Origin of the sequence: Paenibacillus agricola (genome assembly GCF_011440305.1) — a bacterium.
GTDB lineage: Bacteria > Bacillota > Bacilli > Paenibacillales > NBRC-103111 > Paenibacillus_S > Paenibacillus_S agricola.
Genome location: NZ_JAAOIW010000005.1, coordinates 221,368 through 242,828, shown reverse-complemented (window position 1 = coordinate 242,828; position 21,461 = coordinate 221,368). Strand labels below are relative to the sequence as shown.

Annotated in this window: 26 protein-coding genes; 16 read left to right on the top strand and 10 right to left on the bottom strand. The window is 45.3% G+C overall.

The window, feature by feature from the left end; all coding sequences use genetic code 11:
• Positions 1-77: 77 nt before the first annotated feature.
• The 6 genes from G9U52_RS16090 to G9U52_RS16065 form a co-directional block, all read right to left on the bottom strand.
• Complete coding sequence (locus G9U52_RS16090) at positions 78-200, bottom strand: cyclic lactone autoinducer peptide (RefSeq protein WP_166151321.1); 123 nt, start codon at positions 198-200, stop codon at positions 78-80.
• On the bottom strand, positions 197-754 hold the full coding sequence (locus tag G9U52_RS16085; protein WP_166151319.1) for an accessory gene regulator B family protein: 558 nt from the start codon (positions 752-754) through the stop codon (positions 197-199). The genes G9U52_RS16090 and G9U52_RS16085 overlap by 4 nt, the downstream gene beginning before the upstream one ends.
• Positions 751-1,443, bottom strand: coding sequence for a hypothetical protein (locus tag G9U52_RS16080; RefSeq protein WP_166151317.1), 693 nt, complete (start codon positions 1,441-1,443; stop codon positions 751-753). The genes G9U52_RS16085 and G9U52_RS16080 overlap by 4 nt, the downstream gene beginning before the upstream one ends.
• A gap of 182 nt (positions 1,444-1,625) precedes the next feature.
• Entirely contained in the window at positions 1,626-2,210 is a 585-nt protein-coding gene (locus G9U52_RS41385) for a CPBP family intramembrane glutamic endopeptidase (RefSeq protein WP_166151315.1), read from the bottom strand.
• A complete protein-coding gene (locus tag G9U52_RS16070; protein WP_166151834.1) occupies positions 2,207-2,866 on the bottom strand; it encodes a helix-turn-helix domain-containing protein in 660 nt (219 codons plus the stop codon). The genes G9U52_RS41385 and G9U52_RS16070 overlap by 4 nt, the downstream gene beginning before the upstream one ends.
• 157 nt (positions 2,867-3,023) lie before the next feature.
• A complete protein-coding gene (locus G9U52_RS16065) occupies positions 3,024-3,878 on the bottom strand; it encodes an AraC family transcriptional regulator (protein WP_243767368.1) in 855 nt (284 codons plus the stop codon).
• A 113-nt stretch (positions 3,879-3,991) separates the two neighbouring features.
• On the opposite strand from G9U52_RS16065, the gene G9U52_RS16060 reads away from it, so the two are divergent.
• The 7 genes from G9U52_RS16060 to G9U52_RS16030 all read left to right on the top strand — a co-directional run bounded on the left by G9U52_RS16060 (position 3,992) and on the right by G9U52_RS16030 (position 10,319).
• Positions 3,992-4,423: a disulfide oxidoreductase gene (locus G9U52_RS16060; protein WP_166151311.1), complete on the top strand. Its 432-nt coding sequence runs from the start codon at positions 3,992-3,994 to the stop codon at positions 4,421-4,423.
• Positions 4,424-4,552: 129 nt separating this feature from the next.
• The gene (locus G9U52_RS16055; RefSeq protein WP_166151309.1) at positions 4,553-5,851 is read left to right on the top strand and encodes an alpha-glucosidase/alpha-galactosidase; all 1,299 of its coding nucleotides are present in this window, start codon (positions 4,553-4,555) and stop codon (positions 5,849-5,851) included.
• A gap of 168 nt (positions 5,852-6,019) precedes the next feature.
• Complete coding sequence (locus G9U52_RS16050) at positions 6,020-7,141, top strand: polysaccharide deacetylase family protein (protein ID WP_243767367.1); 1,122 nt, start codon at positions 6,020-6,022, stop codon at positions 7,139-7,141.
• 114 nt (positions 7,142-7,255) lie between these two features.
• The gene (gene racE / locus G9U52_RS16045) at positions 7,256-8,077 is read left to right on the top strand and encodes a glutamate racemase (protein ID WP_166151307.1); all 822 of its coding nucleotides are present in this window, start codon (positions 7,256-7,258) and stop codon (positions 8,075-8,077) included.
• Between the two features lie 93 nt (positions 8,078-8,170).
• A complete protein-coding gene (locus tag G9U52_RS16040) occupies positions 8,171-9,052 on the top strand; it encodes a M14 family metallopeptidase (protein ID WP_243767366.1) in 882 nt (293 codons plus the stop codon).
• Between the two features lie 107 nt (positions 9,053-9,159).
• On the top strand, positions 9,160-9,393 hold the full coding sequence (locus G9U52_RS16035) for a hypothetical protein (protein WP_166151303.1): 234 nt from the start codon (positions 9,160-9,162) through the stop codon (positions 9,391-9,393).
• 80 nt (positions 9,394-9,473) lie between these two features.
• Positions 9,474-10,319 (top strand): MBL fold metallo-hydrolase, encoded by an 846-nt coding sequence (locus tag G9U52_RS16030; protein ID WP_166151301.1) that lies wholly within the window; start codon positions 9,474-9,476, stop codon positions 10,317-10,319.
• 98 nt (positions 10,320-10,417) lie between these two features.
• Here G9U52_RS16030 and ytvI read toward each other — a convergent pair whose 3' ends face one another.
• Together ytvI and G9U52_RS16020 are read right to left on the bottom strand one after the other, a co-directional pair.
• Positions 10,418-11,497 (bottom strand): sporulation integral membrane protein YtvI, encoded by a 1,080-nt coding sequence (gene ytvI / locus G9U52_RS16025; protein WP_166151299.1) that lies wholly within the window; start codon positions 11,495-11,497, stop codon positions 10,418-10,420.
• A gap of 26 nt (positions 11,498-11,523) precedes the next feature.
• Complete coding sequence (locus G9U52_RS16020; RefSeq protein WP_166151296.1) at positions 11,524-11,892, bottom strand: winged helix-turn-helix transcriptional regulator; 369 nt, start codon at positions 11,890-11,892, stop codon at positions 11,524-11,526.
• A gap of 172 nt (positions 11,893-12,064) precedes the next feature.
• Here G9U52_RS16020 and G9U52_RS16015 point away from each other — a divergent pair, with 172 nt between their 5' ends.
• Positions 12,065-12,937: an NAD-dependent epimerase/dehydratase family protein gene (locus G9U52_RS16015; protein ID WP_166151294.1), complete on the top strand. Its 873-nt coding sequence runs from the start codon at positions 12,065-12,067 to the stop codon at positions 12,935-12,937.
• On the opposite strand, the gene G9U52_RS16010 is transcribed toward G9U52_RS16015, so the two are convergent.
• Positions 12,934-13,353, bottom strand: a complete 420-nt coding sequence (locus tag G9U52_RS16010; RefSeq protein ID WP_166151292.1) for a glyoxalase superfamily protein — start codon at positions 13,351-13,353, stop codon at positions 12,934-12,936. The genes G9U52_RS16015 and G9U52_RS16010 overlap by 4 nt on opposite strands.
• A gap of 179 nt (positions 13,354-13,532) precedes the next feature.
• Between G9U52_RS16010 and G9U52_RS16005 the strand changes: the two genes are divergently transcribed.
• The 4 genes from G9U52_RS16005 to G9U52_RS15990 all read left to right on the top strand — a co-directional run bounded on the left by G9U52_RS16005 (position 13,533) and on the right by G9U52_RS15990 (position 16,854).
• Positions 13,533-13,955, top strand: coding sequence for a VOC family protein (locus G9U52_RS16005; RefSeq protein ID WP_166151290.1), 423 nt, complete (start codon positions 13,533-13,535; stop codon positions 13,953-13,955).
• A gap of 45 nt (positions 13,956-14,000) precedes the next feature.
• Positions 14,001-14,582 carry a thioredoxin family protein gene (locus tag G9U52_RS16000; RefSeq protein WP_166151288.1) on the top strand — a complete coding sequence of 194 codons (582 nt, stop codon included), beginning with the start codon at positions 14,001-14,003 and terminating at the stop codon, positions 14,580-14,582.
• 74 nt (positions 14,583-14,656) lie between these two features.
• Positions 14,657-15,667 (top strand): LLM class flavin-dependent oxidoreductase, encoded by a 1,011-nt coding sequence (locus G9U52_RS15995; protein WP_166151286.1) that lies wholly within the window; start codon positions 14,657-14,659, stop codon positions 15,665-15,667.
• A 224-nt stretch (positions 15,668-15,891) separates the two neighbouring features.
• The gene (locus tag G9U52_RS15990) at positions 15,892-16,854 is read left to right on the top strand and encodes a helix-turn-helix transcriptional regulator (protein ID WP_166151284.1); all 963 of its coding nucleotides are present in this window, start codon (positions 15,892-15,894) and stop codon (positions 16,852-16,854) included.
• 4 nt (positions 16,855-16,858) lie between these two features.
• Here G9U52_RS15990 and G9U52_RS15985 read toward each other — a convergent pair whose 3' ends face one another.
• Positions 16,859-17,359, bottom strand: a complete 501-nt coding sequence (locus G9U52_RS15985; protein ID WP_166151282.1) for a GNAT family N-acetyltransferase — start codon at positions 17,357-17,359, stop codon at positions 16,859-16,861.
• A gap of 159 nt (positions 17,360-17,518) precedes the next feature.
• On the opposite strand from G9U52_RS15985, the gene G9U52_RS15980 reads away from it, so the two are divergent.
• From G9U52_RS15980 to G9U52_RS15965, 4 genes are all read left to right on the top strand, one after another.
• Positions 17,519-18,034 carry a DinB family protein gene (locus G9U52_RS15980; protein WP_166151280.1) on the top strand — a complete coding sequence of 172 codons (516 nt, stop codon included), beginning with the start codon at positions 17,519-17,521 and terminating at the stop codon, positions 18,032-18,034.
• Positions 18,035-18,218: 184 nt separating this feature from the next.
• On the top strand, positions 18,219-19,544 hold the full coding sequence (locus tag G9U52_RS15975; protein ID WP_166151278.1) for an ABC transporter substrate-binding protein: 1,326 nt from the start codon (positions 18,219-18,221) through the stop codon (positions 19,542-19,544).
• An 85-nt stretch (positions 19,545-19,629) separates the two neighbouring features.
• The gene (locus tag G9U52_RS15970) at positions 19,630-20,568 is read left to right on the top strand and encodes a carbohydrate ABC transporter permease (RefSeq protein ID WP_166151276.1); all 939 of its coding nucleotides are present in this window, start codon (positions 19,630-19,632) and stop codon (positions 20,566-20,568) included.
• On the top strand, positions 20,568-21,410 hold the full coding sequence (locus tag G9U52_RS15965) for a carbohydrate ABC transporter permease (RefSeq protein ID WP_166151274.1): 843 nt from the start codon (positions 20,568-20,570) through the stop codon (positions 21,408-21,410). The genes G9U52_RS15970 and G9U52_RS15965 overlap by 1 nt, the downstream gene beginning before the upstream one ends.
• Positions 21,411-21,461 lie beyond the last annotated feature (51 nt).

Genomic DNA, 21,461 nt, shown 5'->3' with positions numbered 1-21,461 from the left:
AAGACTCAGCTCCATAAAAGAAGGATTGGCAAAAGGGGCCGCGCGTCGAAGCGCAACCCCTACTTTGTGTGCTACTATTATTTTTTCAAAAGTTCTAGAGGTGTTTCAGGGCGGTTATCCCAAAAAGAATTTGTAGTAACCAAAGCAGCAGCAATAGCGACCAATGCGGAGTTAGCGATAATAGCGATCCATTTTTTCATGATGAAAACCTCCTTTCAATTTGATGGATGATATTTCCAAAAAGCTTTGTGGTGTGCAAAGCTTGTATGAAAAACGCGGTTGAAAGAAAATCAAGCTGGAAGAAGTAATTGGATGCAACAATGATTACAGAAAATATTTTCAGCAAAGGGTAATATTTTTTGTCGATCCTGCTTATATTTTCAATGCCTTGAGGGGCCGTTTTCAATAATATCGCTATCGCTGCCGTATTCAAAAGCAAACCGGTATAAAAGAAATTGTAGTTTACATGCGCTGCCAAAAGAAAGATCACGGATGAAGTAATACAACAAGCAAGCGATGACGCCAAATGAGAACCACCGCTGACATACCGAAGCAGCGTATAAAAAAAGATGACCGCCACCGCTTCATACAAATAGCCTGTTAAACTTGCGATTATAACTACAGTAATAACCGTAAGTGTGGAGTTGATTATCAAACTAAGAGCGTAAAATAAGACGGTTTGAGATGCGGCTTGTGGATGGTTGGTTCTTATCGAGTTAGCTACATAGGTTGCTGATTTATCGATAAAATTCATCTGTTTTGTAACCTTTCGTATTTTTCTTTAATTAATTGTTTGTTGTGCTTATAGGCTATTGAGATACCAATGATAAAAACAATCGATAAACCAATTAGAATAAAAGCATGAATCGATAAATTATTATAGGACAAGGAAGTAAGCTGGATAATTAATAGAAATACAACAATGACGGCGGAAAGGGCGAAATTGTATCTTTTAATGGCTTGGCTGATCGTAAGCTTGTTAATCATAAACATAAAGCCGAACTTACGATATCTGATATAAACCGTTATAAGAACAATAACTAAAGCTGTAATAATAAAGATGCTGCTAGAATGAATAAAGTTAGTTCTAGCAATCTCTACACTAGTTAGCTTCAGTAGTGTCGCCAAGGTCATAACCCCATATTCAATAATTCCACCTAACATAAATCCTACTATACTTATTAATAAGGAATAATAGATAGGTAGGCTAAACAACAAAGTAATCAAAATCATTTCCGAGGAGAGCATGCTTAATACGGCATAATTTTTGAGCATGGCGAATTCTCTTAAATAAAAGGCCAAGGATGCCATTGTTACGGAGATTAATATGATTTTTCCAATATTATAACGCAATGGAAAGCGAAATAAGGAAAGGGCAAGCACCGTAGCTGCACAGAGCTCTAAAGTTGAAAAGATAAATTTGACAATTAGCGATATCTCCACGGGCAGTTCTCCTTCCACATTAATCCTAATATGTATAATTTAGAATAGGTATTTAGACTTAAAAGTGGGAGAGCAAAAATTTATATTTACTAAATAATATTTTAATTCTATATTACATCCTAGGATTGTACAAGTAGAATTTTGTCGAATAGAGCGCTTACATTTATGCGTAACAGGAAAACCTATCCTTTTAAAGTTTTAAATAGGATAGGAATAAGATTTAGTAATGTATGCACGATAATAGGGGCATAAAGTGTATTGGTTTTTTTGTACAAATGACACAATATATATCCTACCACAAAATAAGCCAAAAAAAGCTTCAAGCTCATATGAGCAATACCAAACATTGCAGAGGAAGCTATTGCTGCGATAGGAAAGGTAAATTTATGGTTTAACGAACCAAAAATAATTTTACGATAAACGATTTCCTCAATTATAGGGCCAAACAAAACGATGTTGATCGGCATAATCAGATACATCGTTAAGAGGTCATCTGCAAGCAGGGTGGCGGGCTTGAAAATCAAGGCAACAATGGCATGGGCAAATATGCAGTATTTCAAGGAGTTGAATACAAGCTTATAATTGGTGTTCTTAATCATCATATTGTAATCGGCATTAAAGATTTCTTTTCTTAATAAATAGAAGATGGCTATGAAGCAAGCGAGGGGAAGAATGGTAACCGTAAATTTATTGAGAAAAAAAACAGAGGGACCGGGACCTGCGAAAAGAAAAAAAATAACGAGAATGCCGATATATTCCTTCCTCACATTAACTCAAATCCTGGAACCGCGCTGTTAGGTAAAGCACCATAGGAATATTCAAGGCTGGACTGAATGTTGTTGGCTATTTTCCGCAAAATCAGGTTATGGTGTTTACGCTGTCGAAGAGCGGACAGGGCTACGGAAACCCCAGTGCCAGCAGTGTCAAAATACAATCGCCCGCTACGTTCATCATACTTACGGATGTGGTGGAAGTTCACATACATTTCGGAGTCGACTTTTTTGAATCCATGATCTTCTAATGTGTCCAAAAATTGAATGAAATCCTTTAAAGAATCCACATTTTTCGTTAATTTGGATTTCTGGTCGCCATACATGATTTCCTTCATACCTATTTCTATATAATAGATTTGAGTTAAATCAATATCGATATCGAATGCAGTGGTGGGTGACGAGAAATCTTGCTCCACCAAATGCCCCGCTTTAATCATCATATCTCTATACAGATAACCGTAGGCATTGGATAGCTTCTGCAGCGTGTCGGGCGAAGGTGTAATCTTTTCGTTGGTGGAACGGTTTTTTTCTAATTCTAGATCACGTATATAAGCGTGTGAAAGCCCGCTTTTTTTGGCTGCCTCACGTAAAGACATAGAGCCGCGCAGGCTCTCCAGAAATTTACCGAATTCAGGGATAGCTTGTCCCATTGTTATCACCTCTTTATTATTGTAAAGGACGCCCCCTATAAATGAAATACCCTTCTTTAAATATTGTTGAGTCGTTAGTGGGCAAGGCACACTTGAATATATGCTCTTATTTATGGAAAGCTTTAAAGAATGAAAACAGTTATTGTCGGCTTGTTGATTACTCGCTGCAGTCATAAGGGTTAGTGGTTTGGTCTTGCCGATATTCAGATGGCGAGCGCCCAAACCACTTTTTAAATTGTTTGGAGAAGTAAAGCGCATCGGCAAACCCCACAGAAGAGGCTACTTGATCGACGGTTAGTGATTCCTGCAGCAGCAGCCTTGCCCGTTCCATCCGAATTTTGAGTAAAAAATTCATTGGAGACATCCCGGTATGCTGCTTGAACATTTTGGATAAATGGGTACGATGGTAGCCTAAGCTTTGTGCCATTTGCTCAATGGAAATAGGCTGGTTATGCTGAAGGGTCAACCAACGGATGGCTAGCTCAATTTGCTGCTGAATGGCCGGCACTTCTTTGGCCGGGACTGAGGTTTCATGGAGATCCTGCGCATATTCGGCCAAAATCAGCCGCAGGTAACCTTCGGATTGCATATCACTATGCGGCTGGCGATCATGCAACTTATGCTCAAGCTGGTGAAATAAAGCATTCATCTTTCGATGCTGCTTAGTCACATTCACAGGATGGTGCTGGGTGATGCCTAGCTTATGCAGGTACTCATCTGCACGGTTGCCTTTGAAGCCGATCCATCTATAGCACCAAGGCTGCTCACTATCTGAAGCATAGCTAACCAGATCGCCTGGGAATATAAAAAAGCTGTTTCCTTGCTTTAATTGGTAGTCCTGACCCATACAGCGAAAGGTTCCGCGTCCGGAGACGATATAATGGACAAGGTAGTAATCCAGCACTTGGGGGCCCACCTTATGCAGTGGCTTGGTTTGGGCTTTGCCAGAAAATAATACCGACAATTCACCTTTGCCCGGATGTGGATTGAAAGCGACGTTGTGGTGGAACAAGGTCAAATCGAACACCTCGAATCATATTGATAAAGGCAAGCAGATACAGCATAATGAACCTATGCAATAGTTGGGGATATGCTGGCAGGAATAATCATAAGGAGCGCTGATAGATGGGCTGGAAACGATTTATAAAAGAAAATGGACTACATATGTCTTGGATTGTAGCGGTTGTGGCTATGGTTGGAAGCTTGTTTTTTTCGGAGATTATGCACTATTTGCCCTGCAAGCTTTGTTGGTACCAAAGGATTTTAATGTACCCACTGGTGATTATACTAGGCATTGCAGCTGTACGCAAGGATACGATGCAGGTTATCTATGTACTTCCCTTAAGTGTCTGGGGAATGGGGATTTCACTCTATCACTACTTGATGCAAAAGACTTCCTGGTTCAAGGAGGCGGCTACAGCATGCGGGCCTGTACCTTGTGATGTGGATTATATTAATTGGATGGGCTTCATCACGATTCCGTTTCTCGCTTTAATTGCCTTTACTTTAATAACCGTAATCCAGCTTGCCTTGTGGGCTGCTGTTCGCAAAGGATAAAAAACAAACGTACTACATTTAACCATATAAAAATGGTTTGTCTCCATATGCATTCCCAGATTCTTGGCGTATAGTTCTAATTGAGGTTTGAACTTATCCATATCCATAGAACTGGGAGGCTATCACCAAATGTCTAAAATTACTTTTCTAGGAGCAGGCAGTGCCGTATTCGCCAAAAACGTTTTGGGCGACTGCATGATGACACCTGCATTACAAGGTTTTGAGCTGGCATTGTTCGATATTGATATGCAGCGCTTGAAGGATTCCGAAAACATGCTGAACAACCTGAAGCAATCGATTGGCAGCACATGCGTTGTGAAAGCGTATTCGGATCGCAAGGAAGCATTACGTGGAGCGAAATATGTGGTCAATGCCATACAGGTTGGTGGCTATGATCCTTGTACCATTACCGACTTTGAAATCCCTAAAAAATACGGCTTGCGCCAAACGATTGCCGATACCTTGGGAATAGGGGGCATTTTCCGCAACCTGCGCACCTTGCCGGTAATGCTTGACTTTGCCAAAGATATCCACGAGGTATGCCCGGATGCATGGTTCTTAAATTATACGAATCCAATGGCGGTATTGACGAATGGAATGAACACCTACGGCGGCGTGAAAACAGTCGGATTATGCCACAGCGTGCAAGCCTGCATGCCGAAGCTGTTCGAAGCATTGGATATGGAAACTGAAGGCGTTCGGACTAAAATCGCCGGTATTAACCATATGGGCTGGTTACTTGAAGCAACGAAGGATGGCGTCGATCTGTATCCGGAAATTAAACGTCGTGCCCGTGAAAAGCAGAAGGAACAACATGGCGATATGATTCGATTTGAATTGATGTTCCGATTCGGCTATTACGTTACGGAATCCTCCGAGCACAATGCGGAGTACCACCCGTACTTTATTAAGAAAAATTACCCAGAGCTGATCGAACGCTTCAATATTCCACTCGACGAGTACCCACGCCGCTGCGTGCGCCAAATCGAGAAATGGAAAACGATGCGCGAGGAGCTCGTAAACAACAAGAATTTGGAGCATACCCGCTCCAAAGAATATGCTTCTTTCATGCTAGAAGCGATGGAAACGAATATACCGTTCAAAATCGGCGGCAATGTGATGAACACTGGGCTGATTACGAACCTTCCTAAAGAAGCCTGCGTAGAAGTGCCTTGCTTGGTTGATGCCAATGGCGTTACACCTACCTATGTAGGCGATTTGCCTCCTCAATTAGCTGCATTAAACCGCACCAATATCAACACGCAATTGTTGACTTTGGAAGCAGCGATCACAGGCAAGAAAGAGCATATCTATCACGCGGCTATGCTTGACCCTCATACTTCAGCTGAGCTGTCAATTGATGATATCGTTGCCATGTGCGATGATATGATCGAAGCACACGGAGACTGGATACCGAAATTTGTATAAACATCATTGTTGATCCAAGATTAGTTAAGCCTGTGTTGAAACTATATAAAAGCTCCTTCCGGGTTGTGCCGGTTGGGGCTTTTTTGCTTGTAATAAACTGCTTTATGCCCTTACTTATGAATGTTATGATGGGAGAAGACATAAACCTATGAAATGGAGCTAACCATCATGATGAACCTTAGAAGCACATCGGGCACCGTTACGCTGATGCTAGTCCTCTGTACAGCCATATTAGCTGCATGCTCCAATACGGCGGGCTCCAATGAAGCCAGCCAGATCCAAGCTGAAACCATGAAGCCCAAAAGCTCCGAAGCTGAGGTTTCAAAGGAAACAAAGCTGTCACCAGCTCCGGTTCCACCAGCGCCAGAACCTGCACCTGCGGAGCAAACGCCAGCGATATCGCCGCAGGAGACCCCGGCTTCGGTCTCGGGCACCGCTGAAGAACTGCCGGTTGAGCCTACGGCTGAGCCGAAGCCAAGCGCCCCTGCCGCAGGCAGCCCAGGCGAAGCTGGCTATGGAGGCCCAGCAGCTAAGGCTACCGCCTCATCGGCAACGTATAAACCATCAGGCGGTGGTCCGCGCCTCCCTATTACCGATGAATTCAAAGCTTATTCCTGGTACTATATGAAGCAGCCGAAGGGATATGTACCGAATTTCCCCAATGAAACGAGACAGTACACGGATAATATGAAGGCCTTATGGGTCGGTACCGGCAAAAAGGTATACTTGACGATTGATACGGGAGGCCCGATGGGTGATACGGAGCTTCTGGTCAAATCGTTAAAGGATAATAACGCTAAGGCCAACTTTTTTATTGCTGGCTATAATGTGAAAAAGAACCCTGATTTTGTGCGTACCTTGGTTGCCGATGGGCATTTGGTTGCCAATCATACGATGACACACACTGATATGAACCTGCAAACCGATGAACAGGTCATCAAGGAAATTCAAGATTATGAGTCGCTATACCGGGAAGTAACAGGCAAGGAGATTCAGCCCTACTTCCGGTTTCCTTACGGGCGTTATAATATGCATTTATTAAACCTAGTCTCGGATATGGGATATTCCTCCGTATTCTGGTCAACGGCAATGAAGGATTGGGTGCCGCGCGCAAATGGCGCGGAGGATCCCTATAATGATATTATGGGTAATCTGCATGATGGTAATATTGTTTTGATCCATCAGGGGTCGCCCGAAAATATTGAAGCGCTGGACCGCATTATTAAAGGCATCCGCGACGCAGGGTATGAGCTTGCCTTGTTGACGGATATCCAGCCTCCAGGCAGGTGAAAATCCTAAGCTATTCGCGGAAGTTGGCAACACTCGGTACGTTTTCTATTTGTGCGACATACTTTATAGATGAGTATGTCGTGTCTATTCATATACAAAAGGAAGCGAAACTTTGTGCAGCAAGCGATAGCCATATTGGATTCCGGGGTAGGCGGGCTTACTGTAGCCCGCGAAGTCATGCGACAGCTCCCTCAGGAGCAAATCTGTTATTTTGGCGATACGGCCCGAGCGCCCTACGGCACCCGGTCTTCCTCTGAGGTGATTCAATTTACCCATCAGATCGTTGATTATTTGATGCAATATAACCCCAAGATGATCGTTATCGCTTGCAATACAGCTACGGCTGTTGCCCTTGATGAAATACGTGGACGCCTATCAATCCCTGTGGTGGGCGTTATTCATTCGGGGGCTCGTGCGGCGATGAAGTTGACCCAAAGTGGAAGGATCGGAGTCATAGGAACCGAAGGCACGATCAAAAGCAAAGCCTACGAGCTGGCGCTTTCTCGAATATCACCCCATGTTCAGGTGGTTAGCCAAGCTTGCCCGTTGTTAGTGCCGTTAGTAGAACAAGGCTTATTTGATACGGAGCAAACCTCAAGAATCGTAGAACATTCGTTGCAAGCACTTAAGTCCGTGCCTATGGATTGCTTAATACTTGGTTGTACCCATTATCCATTTCTAGCAAAGCCGATATCCAAAGTGATGGGTCCCCATGTAGCTTTAATTAATTCCGCTGATGAAACAGCAAGAGAAATTAGCGCCATTTTGTCACACCATAACATGCTGGCTGCCCCCTATAAACTCGCAATTGAGCTGCCAGTGCATCAATTTTTTTGCAGTGGAGATCCAGTGATGTTTAAGAAAATAGCGCAGAACTGGCTAAATGAGCCTATTGACGTCAAGCCTATCGTATGGCGTACGTCATCCATCCTTTAGACAAAACGGTTCGGGAGCCTTAGGCTTTCGAATCGTTTCTATTGTTTTAGCGTTCTTTTCTATCATTCGTTTTTAATGAAGGAGGATCATGGGATGAATGTATTTGGTGGGGGCCTCAATTACACAGGGTTAATGGTCGATATCCAGCAGTTATGCAAGTTGTACCCGTATATCGACACGGGTTCCATAGGCAACACGGTATGCGGCAGGGAAATTCCTTATTTGCGGATAGGCAGGGGGGCTAAAGAAATCCATTTTAATGGAGCCTTCCATGCCAATGAGTGGATCACAACACCGATGCTTATTCAATTCATCAAGGAATATGCAGACGCTTACAGCCATGGAAAGCTATTGTATGGAGTAGATGCAAGGGAGCTTTATTATCAAAGCTCATTATGGGTCGTACCGATGGTCAATCCGGACGGTGTGGAGCTTATTCTGGACAAACCTCCGAAGGGGATGGAGGGAAGGCTCATGCAATGGAATGGTGGGTCGGCGGATTTTTCAGGCTGGAAAGCCAATATACGCGGCGTAGACCTGAACGATCAATTTCCAGCAAACTGGGAAATGGAAAGAGACCGTCGGCAAGTAACGAATCCTGGCCCCAGGGATTACACAGGCATAGCACCTGAGACGGAGCAGGAGGCTATAGCGATGGTGAAATTTACGCGGGAGCGCGACTTCTCCTTGGTTATCGCCTTCCATACGCAAGGGGAAGAAATTTATTGGAATTACAATGGCCTAGAGCCAGCTATATCGGAGCGCATTGCCGAGCGTCTGGCAGAGGTTAGCGGGTATCGGGCGATTAAGCTGACAGGCAGCGATGCGGGCTACAAGGACTGGTTCATCCAAGAGTTTCGCAGGCCCGGATTTACTGTGGAATTAGGCTCAGGCAGCAATCCGCTTCCATATTTGGAATTTGATCAGATTTATCCCAAAGCAGCCGCTATTATGGTGGAGGCCCTCCGAACTTAATTCCTGCAACGTACATTCCATTCCTGCGTATAGTGCACTATAAAGGTGAGTAAGGCTAGCGACGGATGAAGAGCTGGCAGCCTAGTTATACAAAGGGGGACGACAGCATGTGGAGACGACTGCTTTCTTTTCGAAATTGGGGACATGTATTCAAAAAAATTATTCCGCTACTATTTTCAGGGAAGGTACCGCTTAGGGAAAAGCTGCTATTTGTTATACCAGCACTTGTTTACTGGGTAGCTCCGGACCTGCTTCCTTTTATGCCAGTGGATGACATAGCGATCTCTTTATTACTGATGAATTTCTTTACCAACCGTGTTGAAAAAAAGTATCATATCTAATAGAGTCATATCTGGCTTATATACGGGTTCACAAACGGGCTCACACGACAAAATCAAGCTTTAAAAGGGGGATGAAGGATATGAATGATAAAATCGTAATTGGCAAAACAGGCAAGCAATTGCTGAAGCAGATGGATACTACGGAGGTACCTAAGGATGGTGTTGCCATTTGGCAATTAGGGCAGGAAAGCCTGGTCGTGAAAAAGCAGGGCAAGCTTATTTATTTTGACCCCTACCTGTCGGCATCACCGAGCCGCTCCTTCGAACCGCCAATTAAGCCGGAGGAAATTTATAATGCCGATTATGTGGTCATTACCCACCACCACTCCGACCATTTGGATCCGTTTACATTAAAAGATCTGTCGATTCATTCGCCGCAGGCCTTATTTGTTTGTCCGGCTCCCCATGTCCAGTTGATGCTGGACGCAGGCATCGGCGAGGAGCGGATTATTGCCGCCAAGGCAGGCGTAAGCTGTGAGCTTACACAAGGAATCAGCTTTACACCGGTTGCCTGCAAGCATGAAAAGTACATAACAGATGCGGATGGGAACCATTTTTTCCTAGGCTATGTATTTAACCTGGATGGGCTGATTTTCTATCATGCAGGGGATGCACTGGCTGACCAAGAGCTGGAGGATGCGCTTAAACCACATCACATTGAGCTTGCCTGCATGCCGATTAACGGCCATGATTGGCGGCGGCTGCGTAAGCAAATATACGGTAATATGACATTCCGTGAAGCGGCAGATATGGCGGCCGAGATTGGGGCGGAAATGGTCATCCCGATGCATTATGATATGTTTAAAGGCAACACTGAAAACCCGGCCTATTTCGTCGATTATTTGGGCAGGTATTACCCGTCCATGAAATTCAAAGTGCTCGTGCCTGGAGAACGATTTCTCTATTTGACGGAACGTGAGCAATAGGTGCTGTCTGCAGGCTCATCAAGAATCAAATAAGAGGCTGTCCCTTAAGTCAAATGACTGAGGGAATAGCCTCTTTAATTTTGTCCTAGTAGGGAGCCTTACTCGCCTTCCGGCCAGCGAATCCAGCGCTGCAGGTGGCCTTGCTCATACAAGGCTTTAATCGTAATAATGAGGATCGGTGATAAAATTAAGCCGGCCACGCCGAATAGGGATAAGGAAATCATCATGAAGGATAGCATCGTAAAGGCAGAGACACCGAGGGAATCTCCGGTAATTTTTGGCTCCATAATTTGCCGAACCATAATAACAACGGCAAGTAGTACACAAAGCCAAATGGCCAAAGTCGTTTTGCCGACGATAAATAAATAAATAATCCAGGGAATAAATAAAGTGGAAACACCCAGCAAGGGAAGCACGTCGAATATGGCGGAAAGCAGCGCTATGGAGAACGCATTATCTACCCTTAATACGAGCAAGGCAATGAAAATCACGATAAACGTTAAGGTGATTAGCTTCGATTGCGCCTTTAAGTAGCCAACGATGCCAAGTAATACATTTTCTCTCAGAAAGGTGAAGGCAGACTTGAACGTTTTGGGCGTTTTCTCCCGAGCCATTCTTTTCCAAGATTCAATCTCGATGCTTAAAAAGTAAGCGAGAATAATCGCAATGACGAAGTTCACGACAAATGTCGAGAAGCTGGTCAGCATCGTGAAGGTCCAATTCAGAAATTGCCCGGCAAGCAGGGAGGCTCTCTCAGTAATTTCTGTGGAATATTCGCTCATTTTCTGGATCACATCATCGGGTAATGCATCCAGCCTATGGCGCAGAAAATCTGTTTTTAATAAAAGCTGCTCCTGCAGAATTGCCGAATACTGCGGCAGGTTGGCCTTAAGGCTCCAAATTTGGCTGGTGAAGATGACACCAATTCCAACTAAAGCTCCGAGAATGACGAGCACGAATATGCCCGTTGAAATGGCTGAAGCAATGCTTTTGCTTAAACCACGCCTATGTAAAAAGCGAGCCAAAGGCTCAATAATTAAGTAGATAATAAAGGCTAGGAAGATCGGGGTTGCAATCTGGTACAGATAGCTGAACAATAACATAAATAAGTATACCGTTAATGCCAGTAAAGCGATGTCAAATACTGTTTTCCAATATTTCCTGTAATAAGCAAGCATGCGAGCACCTCATCATAACGAGAATATTAAGACCACTTGGCAGACCAAAGCTTCATTTCTTTTAATATTTGGTGGAGGTCATGGCCTTTGGGAGTTAGTGTATATTCTACGGTGACAGGTACGGTGGCATAAGCTGTTCGCTCCAAGACCCCTTGCTCCTCAAGATGCCTTAAGGTTTCGGTCAATGATTTAGGGCTGACTCCATTAATTTTCTTCTGGAGGACACCAAAGCGTTTGGTTCCGCCGAACAATTCACGAAGCACAAGAAACGACCATTTGCCGCCTATAGCATCTAATGTTCGTTCAATCGAGCATTCGATATAAATGGGCTGTTTAGGGATATAATTGCTAGTGGGAGTCGTATTTTTGCTAGTTTCATTGTCTAATAGAGACATGAGGATCATCCTTCCTGAATATTACTTAGTAACCTTAAGGTTATTAAGTATATTTTCTGTAATAATATGAACAAAAATTCACTACTATCCATAGTAAAGAACTAAGGATAAAATAGCAATAGCGGCTTTCAAGCTGGGGCCGCAGTTGGAAAACTTGGAAGGAGTGCGACAGGTGAGTAAAAAACGAATTATTATAACCGGAGGCAGTGGCAAGGCCGGTGTGTGGCTGGTCAAGCATTTTGTAGAACAGGATTATGAGGTAATCAATCTGGATTGGAAGCTGCCTGAAGAGCCCTTATGCCGCACGATTATTGTGGATTTGAACGATTTGGGGCAGGTTCATAATGCGCTAGCGCCTTTTAGTGGGCGAAATCGGCAGGAAGCCGTCGGGATTGTGCACTTTGCCGCGATTCCGCAGGCTTATACCCATCCCAACGATGTGTGCTTCCGCAATAATGTAATGAATACGTATAATATATTGGAAGCGGCAGCGAACCTCGGTATCCAGAAGGTTGTGCTCGCTTCTAGCGAATCGTCTTATGGCATGGTATTTGCCAATGACTATTTTGCCCCGCAATATTTGCCGGTAGATGAAGCCCATCCACAATTGCCTGAGGACAGCTACGGCTTGTCCAAGGTCGTGAATGAAGTGACGGCTGAAGCCTTCAACCGGCGCACAGGCATGCAAGTGATATCCTTCCGCTTGGGCAATATTCTCGTGCCGGAGAGCTATGCAGCGATCCGTGCCCAGTTTGCTGATACCGCAGGCCGCAAGCGTATCCTATGGTCCTACATCGATGCCCGTGATGTTGCAGTTGCCTGCCGTCTAGCTATTGAAAAGGATGGCTTAGGTGCCCAAGCACTCATATTGGCAGCTGACGATACTTCTTCAGACCGCAGTACTAGCGAGCTTATAGAAGCCCACTTATCTGGGGTCACCGATATTCGCTCAGCATTGGACGACCGGACAAGCCTGCTATCCAATGCTCGCATCAAAGAGGTGCTTGGTTGGCAGCAACAGATTTATTTTATGGACCAGCCTTAACCTGCAGCGATTACGCCTGAGGAGGCTTCCTCGGTCAATGGCTCGAAATAAATAATGCGGTTGCCAAATGGATCCGTGACCTGCAGCTCCAAGGTGTTCCATGGAGTGGCCTCCAGCCCGGGCTTCGCAAATGTATAGGCTTTGCCTATCAGCCGGGTATGGAGCGCTTTAATATGCTCGGTTTTAATTCTTAGAGCTGCTCCGGGAGAGCAATCACCGTGATGCTCAGACAGATGAATCACGCAAGCATCACAAGAAATCTGCATATAAAGCGGCATATCTGCAGCAAATTTATGCTCCCAATCCAAGTGGAATTCAAGGAAATCTACATAAAATTCAGTGGCTTTCTTCACATCGAAAATACGCAAAATTGGAGTAATGGCTTGTAGGTTAACTGTTGTCTCGGGTATAGACATAGAAATCCCTCCCATTATTGGTTATTTTTTTCTTGTCTATAGTATACTACTAATGGGATGGCGATTGCTTGTTGCGGAACAGAAACAGACCTGCATAAAATTTCCTAATACCGCTTCATCTGATATACTTATGTAGGAATGGTTATGAGTATTTACTAGCGAGAAGGAGGCAAAATGGTATGGGTACCAATGAAAAACTCGGTGGCGGTGGCTTTCATCATCTTGCGCTTCGTGTGTATGACTTTGATGCTAGTGTTAAATTTTATACGGAAGGTCTTGGCTTTACGGTAAAAACGTCCTGGGGTGAAGGCGATAAGCGTATAGTTTTGTTAGACTCCGGAGATGGCAATTACATGGAAATCTTTGCTGGCGGCTCCATCGAGCATAAGCATGAAGGCGCTTTCTTCCATGTAGCGTTCCGTACGAACAATGTGGTTACAGCAGTTGAATCTGCAGTAGCCGCGGGAGCTACAGTGACGATTAACCCGAAGGATGCTACACTCGGCAGGGACCCTTCCTACCCGGCGAAAATTGCTTTTGTCAAAGGACCGGATGGGGAAATTATTGAGTTTTTCCAAGGCTTTGGTAACGATCAGCTTTAAGCTCTTTCATCTACAAAAATAGTAACGAAAAGAGGCGGATTATTCATGTCCTTTACTTTGTCATTAGGCAGCCAAGCACCGGATTTTACACTTAAGGCAACCGATGGGAAGAAGTATTCGTTAAACGATTTTGAAGAAGCTAAGGTGCTCGTTGTATTTTTTACCTGCAATCATTGCCCATTTGTCCTCGGCTCCAATGAAGTTACTAGAGAAACGGCAACACGTTATAAGGAAAAAGGTGTGCGTTTTGTCGGTATCAATTCCAACAGCGTAAACACGCATCCGGACGATTCCTACGAGCACATGGTCGAAGAGATGGGCAAGCAGCAGTTCCCATGGGTTTACTTGGTGGACGATACGCAGGATGTTGCCCGTGCTTATGGTGCGCTTAGGACTCCGCATTTTTATGTGTTCGATGAAAGCCGCAAGCTCATTTACACGGGGCGTGGTGTCGATAATCCGCGGGATGCCAGGAAAATTACCGTGAACAATTTAGCAGATGCGCTAGAGCAGCATTTGGCCGGCCAGCCTTTAGCCGTTTCACTCACGAATCCGATTGGCTGCAATGTGAAATGGGATGGCGAAGACGCCCATTGGATGCCTGCGGAGGCTTGCGATTTGGTTTAACCATAGCTTAAGCGTATAGGGCTTCCCAATCGGGGGGCTCTTTTGTTAAAATTAGCTGAAAAAGGAGGGTTCATATGAAGCGGAACTTGAAGCTAAGCGTCTTGGATCTGGCTCCTGTATTTGGTGATGCGGATGCCCATTATGCACTCCAGCAGGCACTTCGGCTGGCCCGCAGGGCAGAGGAGCTGGGCTACCACCGCTATTGGGTAGCTGAGCACCACGATATGTTAGGCTTGGCTTGCACTTCACCTGAAGTGCTGCTCGCCCATATCGGCGCCCAGACGAGCCAGATTCGGCTTGGCTCCGGTGCCCTCTTGCTGCCGCATTATAAGCCACTCAAGGTGGCAGAATCCTTTCATCTCTTGGCGAGCCTTTATCCGGGGCGGATTGACCTAGGAATTGGCAGGGCGCCAGGAGGCTCTGCTCATGCCACGATCGCTTTGAGTGGCAATTTCCTGGAGAGCCTGCGGCATTTACCTGATGCGCTGAAGGCATTAATGGAATTGTTGGCAGGCGAGTATCGGCAAGATGGCGAGCCTGTGGTAGCCAGGCCGGTTCCCCCGCAGCCGCTGGCTGTGTGGATGCTAGGCACGAACCAAAAGAGTGCATCCTACGCCGCGGAATTTGGGACGGGTTATGTGTTTGGTCAGTTTATGAGCGACAACGATGGAGCAGAGATGCTGAGCGCGTATCGCCAGCAATTTCGCCCGTCACGGCTCATGCCAGAGCCACAGGCGATTGTGGCTGTAAGCATCGTGTGCGCGGAGTCGGAGGCTGAGGCGAAGCGGCTGGCATCGCAGACGGCTGGATGGTTCCAGCCCGAAGCGGACAAGCCGGGCGGCACTACAGCAAATGCAGCTCTGGCAGGTGTGGGCTCGCCAGATGCAGCGTCGAAAGCTCAGGCAGAGCTCGAGCCCCCAACGCCAAGCCGGAGAATGCTTGTTGGCACACCCGATCAAATCCGAAGAAAGCTGGAGCAGCTTCGGGAGCTGTATGGTGTGGACGAGTTTCTGCTCGTTTCCCCTGTACCGGATTATGAGAAACGGCTTCGTGGTTACGAATGGGTAGCTGGGGCTTGCTTGTGAGTTCTCATTCCTGAGACCATGGCTAAAGGCTTTTCACAGGAATCTTAAAACCGTTTTTAGCTTCGCTAATTCCGTTTTGCGTGGATCGTTCAGATAGATTTCCCGATGTATTAAAGCCGCGCGTCTGTCCTTTTTCTTGGCAATAGGCTTCCATTTTAGCAAAGCTTTGCGGCTCCTCATCATCTTAGCCCATCAATAATAGCTTGGAAAGGAAGATCCCGGACATGTCCAAATCCGACCATATGCTCGCTATATTATGGCTGCTGAAAACAGGGCAACGGATAACGGCCAAACAGCTAGCCGAGACGCTCGAGATTCATATCCGATCTGTATACCGGTATATAGATGCGTTGTGTGCAAGTGGTGTGCCAATTATTGCGGATTCGGGGCATAATGGAGGCTATAGCTTGCTTCATGCGTTTACCGAAGCTCCACTCCTATTCGATTCCCACGAACAAAAGGCCCTGATCCAAGCAGCGATGTTTGCGCAGCAGGCAGGGTATCCGTTTGGGGATGATTTGAATCGAGCCATTGACAAGCTGAAATTATTTACGAACGCAGCCCAATTAAGCGCAATTGAGCGCCATGAGGTTGGATTTGATGTCATTGGCTCGATCGTTGATCCGGCGTTGCAGCCGCTCCTTCAAGAGCTGGAGGTATCGGTTGCCCATGGATACCGTCTCAGGATGGAGTACCGAACAGGCAACGATACCAGCTTTAAAGCCCGTGAGCTAGATCCCTATGGGCTCGTCAATTGGCTGGGCAAATGGTACGTTGTAGGCTATTGTTATTTGCGCGCGGAAATTCGCAGCTTTCGGGTGGATCGCATTGGCTCCTTGTCACGCACGGCGGATGTTTTTCAAAGGCCGCCACAGTTTTCGGCAAGCCGTTTTTTTCTTAGAACGCTATTGCCAGATCCTAACCTCCAAGAAAAGCTGGTATCCGTACGAATCGAAGGTAAGCCGCAGGCAATCAACGATTTATGTACCCATTGGCTGCTGGGCCAAATGCTGGTGGAACGCTCCGATTGCCAAGTGCATTTTAAGCTGACCGAGCAAGCTGTGCAAACCCATGCCGCCCACTTTCTCCTTACCTATGGCAAATCCATTAAAGTGTTGGAGCCGCCGCAGCTCAAAGAAAGATTGGCCAAGATCGCTGCTGATTTGCTGGACTATTATCAAAGCTAGCCCATCAGTTTGCCAATATTTTTTGAAGAACAACGATGTCCAGCCATCTATTAAACTTATATCCGACTTCCTTTAAATAAGCGCATTGGGAATAGCCATGCTTTTTGAATAAATAAATACTTCGCTCATTCTCCGTACAAATCGTCGCAACCAAGCTATGAAATCCAGCCTTGCGGGCGATGTCCTCAATAAAGTGAAGAGCTTTACTGCCAATCCCTTGGTTTACATAGGCCGGATTCAAGTAGATCGTAATCTCACCAGTTACGTCATAGGCTGGTTTGGCTTTATGCTGTGTGACCAGCACATACCCCTTCAATTCATCGGCTTCTAAGATAGCGAACGATTGAAATCGGGGGTTTTTGTTCATGACCGAGGTTTTTAGCTGCTCCAAGGTTATCGGTTCTAAATCGAAAGAAACCGTGGTGTTAAGAACAAAATAATTATAAACGTCCAATATTTCTTGGAGCCGATCCTCAGTTATTTGGATAAATGCCAAGCCTTCCATAGGTTCTCCGCCTCGTTCCTGTTTACTTTTATGGATGTTATCTGCACCACTCTTCCTTCACTGACCATTATTGTCAGTCAACAGGAGGTATACTCCTCATATCAAACAATTTTACAATGCTTTATATCCAATAACAAAAAATTGAAAGGGTGGATTTCTATGAAGCATCATGCATTGCAATTGTACCACTATCACGTTTGGGCTAATAGCGCTTTTATTGAACATTTGAAGGCTTTGCCAGCAGATGTATATACGGCAAAAGTGGAGAGCATTTTTCCCTCCATTTCTACCGTATTGGCGCATATTTATTTAATGGACGTCACCTGGCTGAGCGTTATGCAAAATAAAAAGTTTGACGAGGTCGTAGCTATTCTGGGACCACTCCAACAACTAACCAAAGACAGAAGCCTCACGGATATGGAAGTAATGTACCTGGAATTAACGGAGCAGTACCACGCTTTTTTTGGTCAGCAGGAGGATATGGACAAGCTTATGGTTTGTGAGCATCCACAGTATGGCAAGCTGGAAACTAAGCTTTCACAATTGGTACAGCATGTGGTTAACCATGGAACGTACCATCGTGGGAATATTACGGCGATGCTAAGGCAGCTTGGTCATGCTGGCGTGCCAACGGATTATATATTTTATTTATTTGCACAGCGTGCAGAAGCTTGAGCAAACAAGTGAAAAGATAATAAAGTTGAAGTCCTTGTATTCATATAAGGGCTTTTTTTTCGTGCTGTGGAGTTCATGCTTATTTCAACCTAAGATCGAAGGATTACCACCTCGGCAAAAAAGCGCGTAACCCTTACGATGAAGAGGTGAAGAAGATTATAGGATTGAAAGGGGATTATTCAAAATGAATGCTATTAAAAAATGGTCTACCGCAGGAACTGCTCTATTGCTTGCTGCTTCTATGGCGGCTTGCAGCAGTACTGCCTCGCCTGCTACAGAGCCTGCAAAGGCAACGGCGGGTGAAACAAAAACCGAGGCTAAAACAGACAAGCCGGTTGAGCTTATCTTCTGGTCACTTGGAACCAATGGTTATGAGAAGCTTGCTGAGGAGTACAAAACCATCAAGCCAAATGTCACGATCAAAATTCAGAACACGGCTGATCAAACAGCACATCACAACAACATGCTGACCGCGTTATCCGCTAACAAGGGAGCCCCGGATATTTTTATGCTTGAAATTGCCTTCTTGGAGAAATTTATGGAAGCTAAGGATAAATTCAATAATTTGAATGATCTGGGTGCAGGAACGATTAAAACCAATTATGTGGACTGGAAATGGCAGCAGGGTTCTTCTGCGGATGGCAAGTTCCAGCTAGGTCTTCCAACAGATATCGGTCCGACTGTTGTTTATTATCGTACCGATTTGCTGGAGCAAGCGGGAATCGCCAGCAAGCCAGATGAGTTCTACAAGGAAATTGCTACATGGGATAAATTCGCCGAAACGGCTGCCAAATTCAAACAAAAAACAGGTAAAACCTTTGTAGATATGCCTGGGCTTTTATTTAACGGCTTACGTGACCAAGGCAATGAGATCTTCTATAACAAGAATGAGGAGTTCATTGGTGATACAAACCCGCAAATTAAAAAGGCTTACGATTTTACGGTCAAAGGCATCAAAGAAGGCTGGGTGGGCAAGAACGTGTTGTGGACTCCCGAATGGTCTAAAGAAACCAATGACGGCGGGTTTGCTGTCATGCTGGCTCCGGCATGGATGAACGGCACAATCAAAGGGAATGCGAAGGATGCGTCAGGCAAATGGATGATTACGCAAATGCCCGAAGGTGCCGGCAACTGGGGAGGGTCATTCCTGAGCATTCCGAAGGAATCAAAGAATACCAAAGAAGCCTATGAGTTTATAGCCTGGATGGACAGCAAGGAAGGTCAATTAAAATCATATATCTCTAATGGATTAATGCCATCCATTCCTGCGGTTTACGACGATGCCAGATTTAAAGATCTAAAGGATCCTTATTTTAACAACCAAGCTACCTCAGTGGAGTTTGCCAAAGCAGCCAAGAGTGTGAAGCCGATTCGTTATGGTAAATTGCATGATGCAACAGATAGCATTATGAAGGAAGCTCTTATGAATGTGCAGCAAAAAGGCACCGATCCGCAAGCCGAATGGGATGGAGCAATAAAGAAGATAAAAGAACTGAACAAACGCAGCTAGATGCTTACGAAGAAAGTTTCCTACGGAAACTCAAGAAGATGCTTACGAAGAAAGTTTCCTGCGGAAACTCTAAGGAGTTGAGACCATGAACAGCAATGCTGTTGCTTTTAAGGACGCACCAACCGTGCGTCCTTGGCTCACCGAGCGGCGAAGAAGCCGCTTGGCAGCTTATTTATTTATAGCGCCGTTTTTCTTATTATTTGCAGTGTTTGGCGTTTACCCGATATTTTTCACCTTCTATTTATCCATGTACAAGTGGAATGGTATGGGCGATATGAAGTTCGTCGGGCTGAAAAATTTTGAGCTCGTGCTGACAGATCCCACATTTTGGACATCGGTCAGCAACACTTTTATAATGGGCGGCATGGGGACAATCCCGCAATTAATTGTGGCGCTTATCCTCGCTGTAGGACTGAATTCAGCGTTCATCCGGGGTACAAAGCTGCTAAGGGCGATTTATTTCTTGCCTAATATCACCTCGATTGTAGCGGTTACGATGATTTTCAGTGCGGCCTTTGCCAATAAAGGCATGGCCAACTACTTGATCTCCTTGCTTGATCTGGGACCGTACGCATGGAACGTACAAAATTGGCCATTAAAAATAGCGGTCGCGACGATGGTCATCTGGCGTTGGACTGGGTACAATGCGATTATTTTTCTGGCGGGACTGCAAAGCATTCCAGGAGATTTATACGAAGCGGCACGTATCGACGGGGCTAATCGCCGCCAGCTTTTTACGTTTATTACGATACCGCTGTTAAAGCCATTTATTCTGTTTGCGGTGCTAATCTCGACCATTGGCAGTATTCAATTGTTTACCGAGCCTTTTGTTTTCTTAAGTCAGGGTGGCTCAGGCTCAACCCGCTCTGAGGGAATTACGATGGTTATTTATTTGTACACGGAAGCTTTCCGTAACTCATTCTTCGGTACTGCGGCAGCTAGTGCTGTTATTCTATTCTTGTTTACGATCATCTTCTCGATGATTAATACATGGCTATCTAAACGGATGGGAGGGGAAGCGTAATGCCGGTAGGAGAAAAGCAGGGGGGATTTTCCCGTATTTGTATTTATTTCTTGTTAGCTGCGGGAGCGTTTGCTTCAGCTTACCCATTTTATTGGATGCTCGTCATTGCCACTCGAACTAGGGACGCTGTTTATCAAATACCTCCAGCTATCATGCCGGGTACGGAACTCATCGTCAATTTCTCGCATGCACTAGAGAAAATTATATTTTTTCGAGCCTTATGGAACTCCTTTATCGTCTCCGGCTTGACGACGGTATCCGTGCTGTTCTTCTGCTCTTTAGCCGGCTTTGCGTTTGCTAAATTTGAATTTCCCGGGAAGAAGCTATTGTTTCTTTTGGTGCTGGGTACCTTGCTTGTGCCCCAGCAGCTAAGCGTGCTGCCGAACTACATTTTAATGGCGAAGCTTTCCTGGATTGATTCCTATAAAGCGATTATTGTCCCAGGCATGGTGTCAGCATTCGGGATATTCTGGATGCGCCAATACATTACGGCCAGTATTCATCAAGAGCTGCTGGAAGCAAGCCGCATAGATGGCAGCAGCTATTTCAATACGTATGCGCGGATTGTGCTGCCGATCATTGTACCCGCACTGGCAACGCTCGGCATTTTCACCTTTTTGAATACGTGGAATGATTTTTTCTGGCCGTTGGTTGTATTGAAGAATAATGAGAATTTCACCATTCAAATTGCGCTACAGCAGCTTTTTAGCCGCAACGATTCGATTGATTATGGGATGATCATGTCCGCTACATTTTTTGCTACCTTGCCTTTATTAATCGTTTTTTCGCTTTTTAGCCGCTGGTTTATAACCGGTTTGACCTCAGGGGCTGTAAAAAGCTAATCGTTTCTTGCGCAGCGCAGCAGGATAATCCCCTCTTAAGTGAGAATGTGT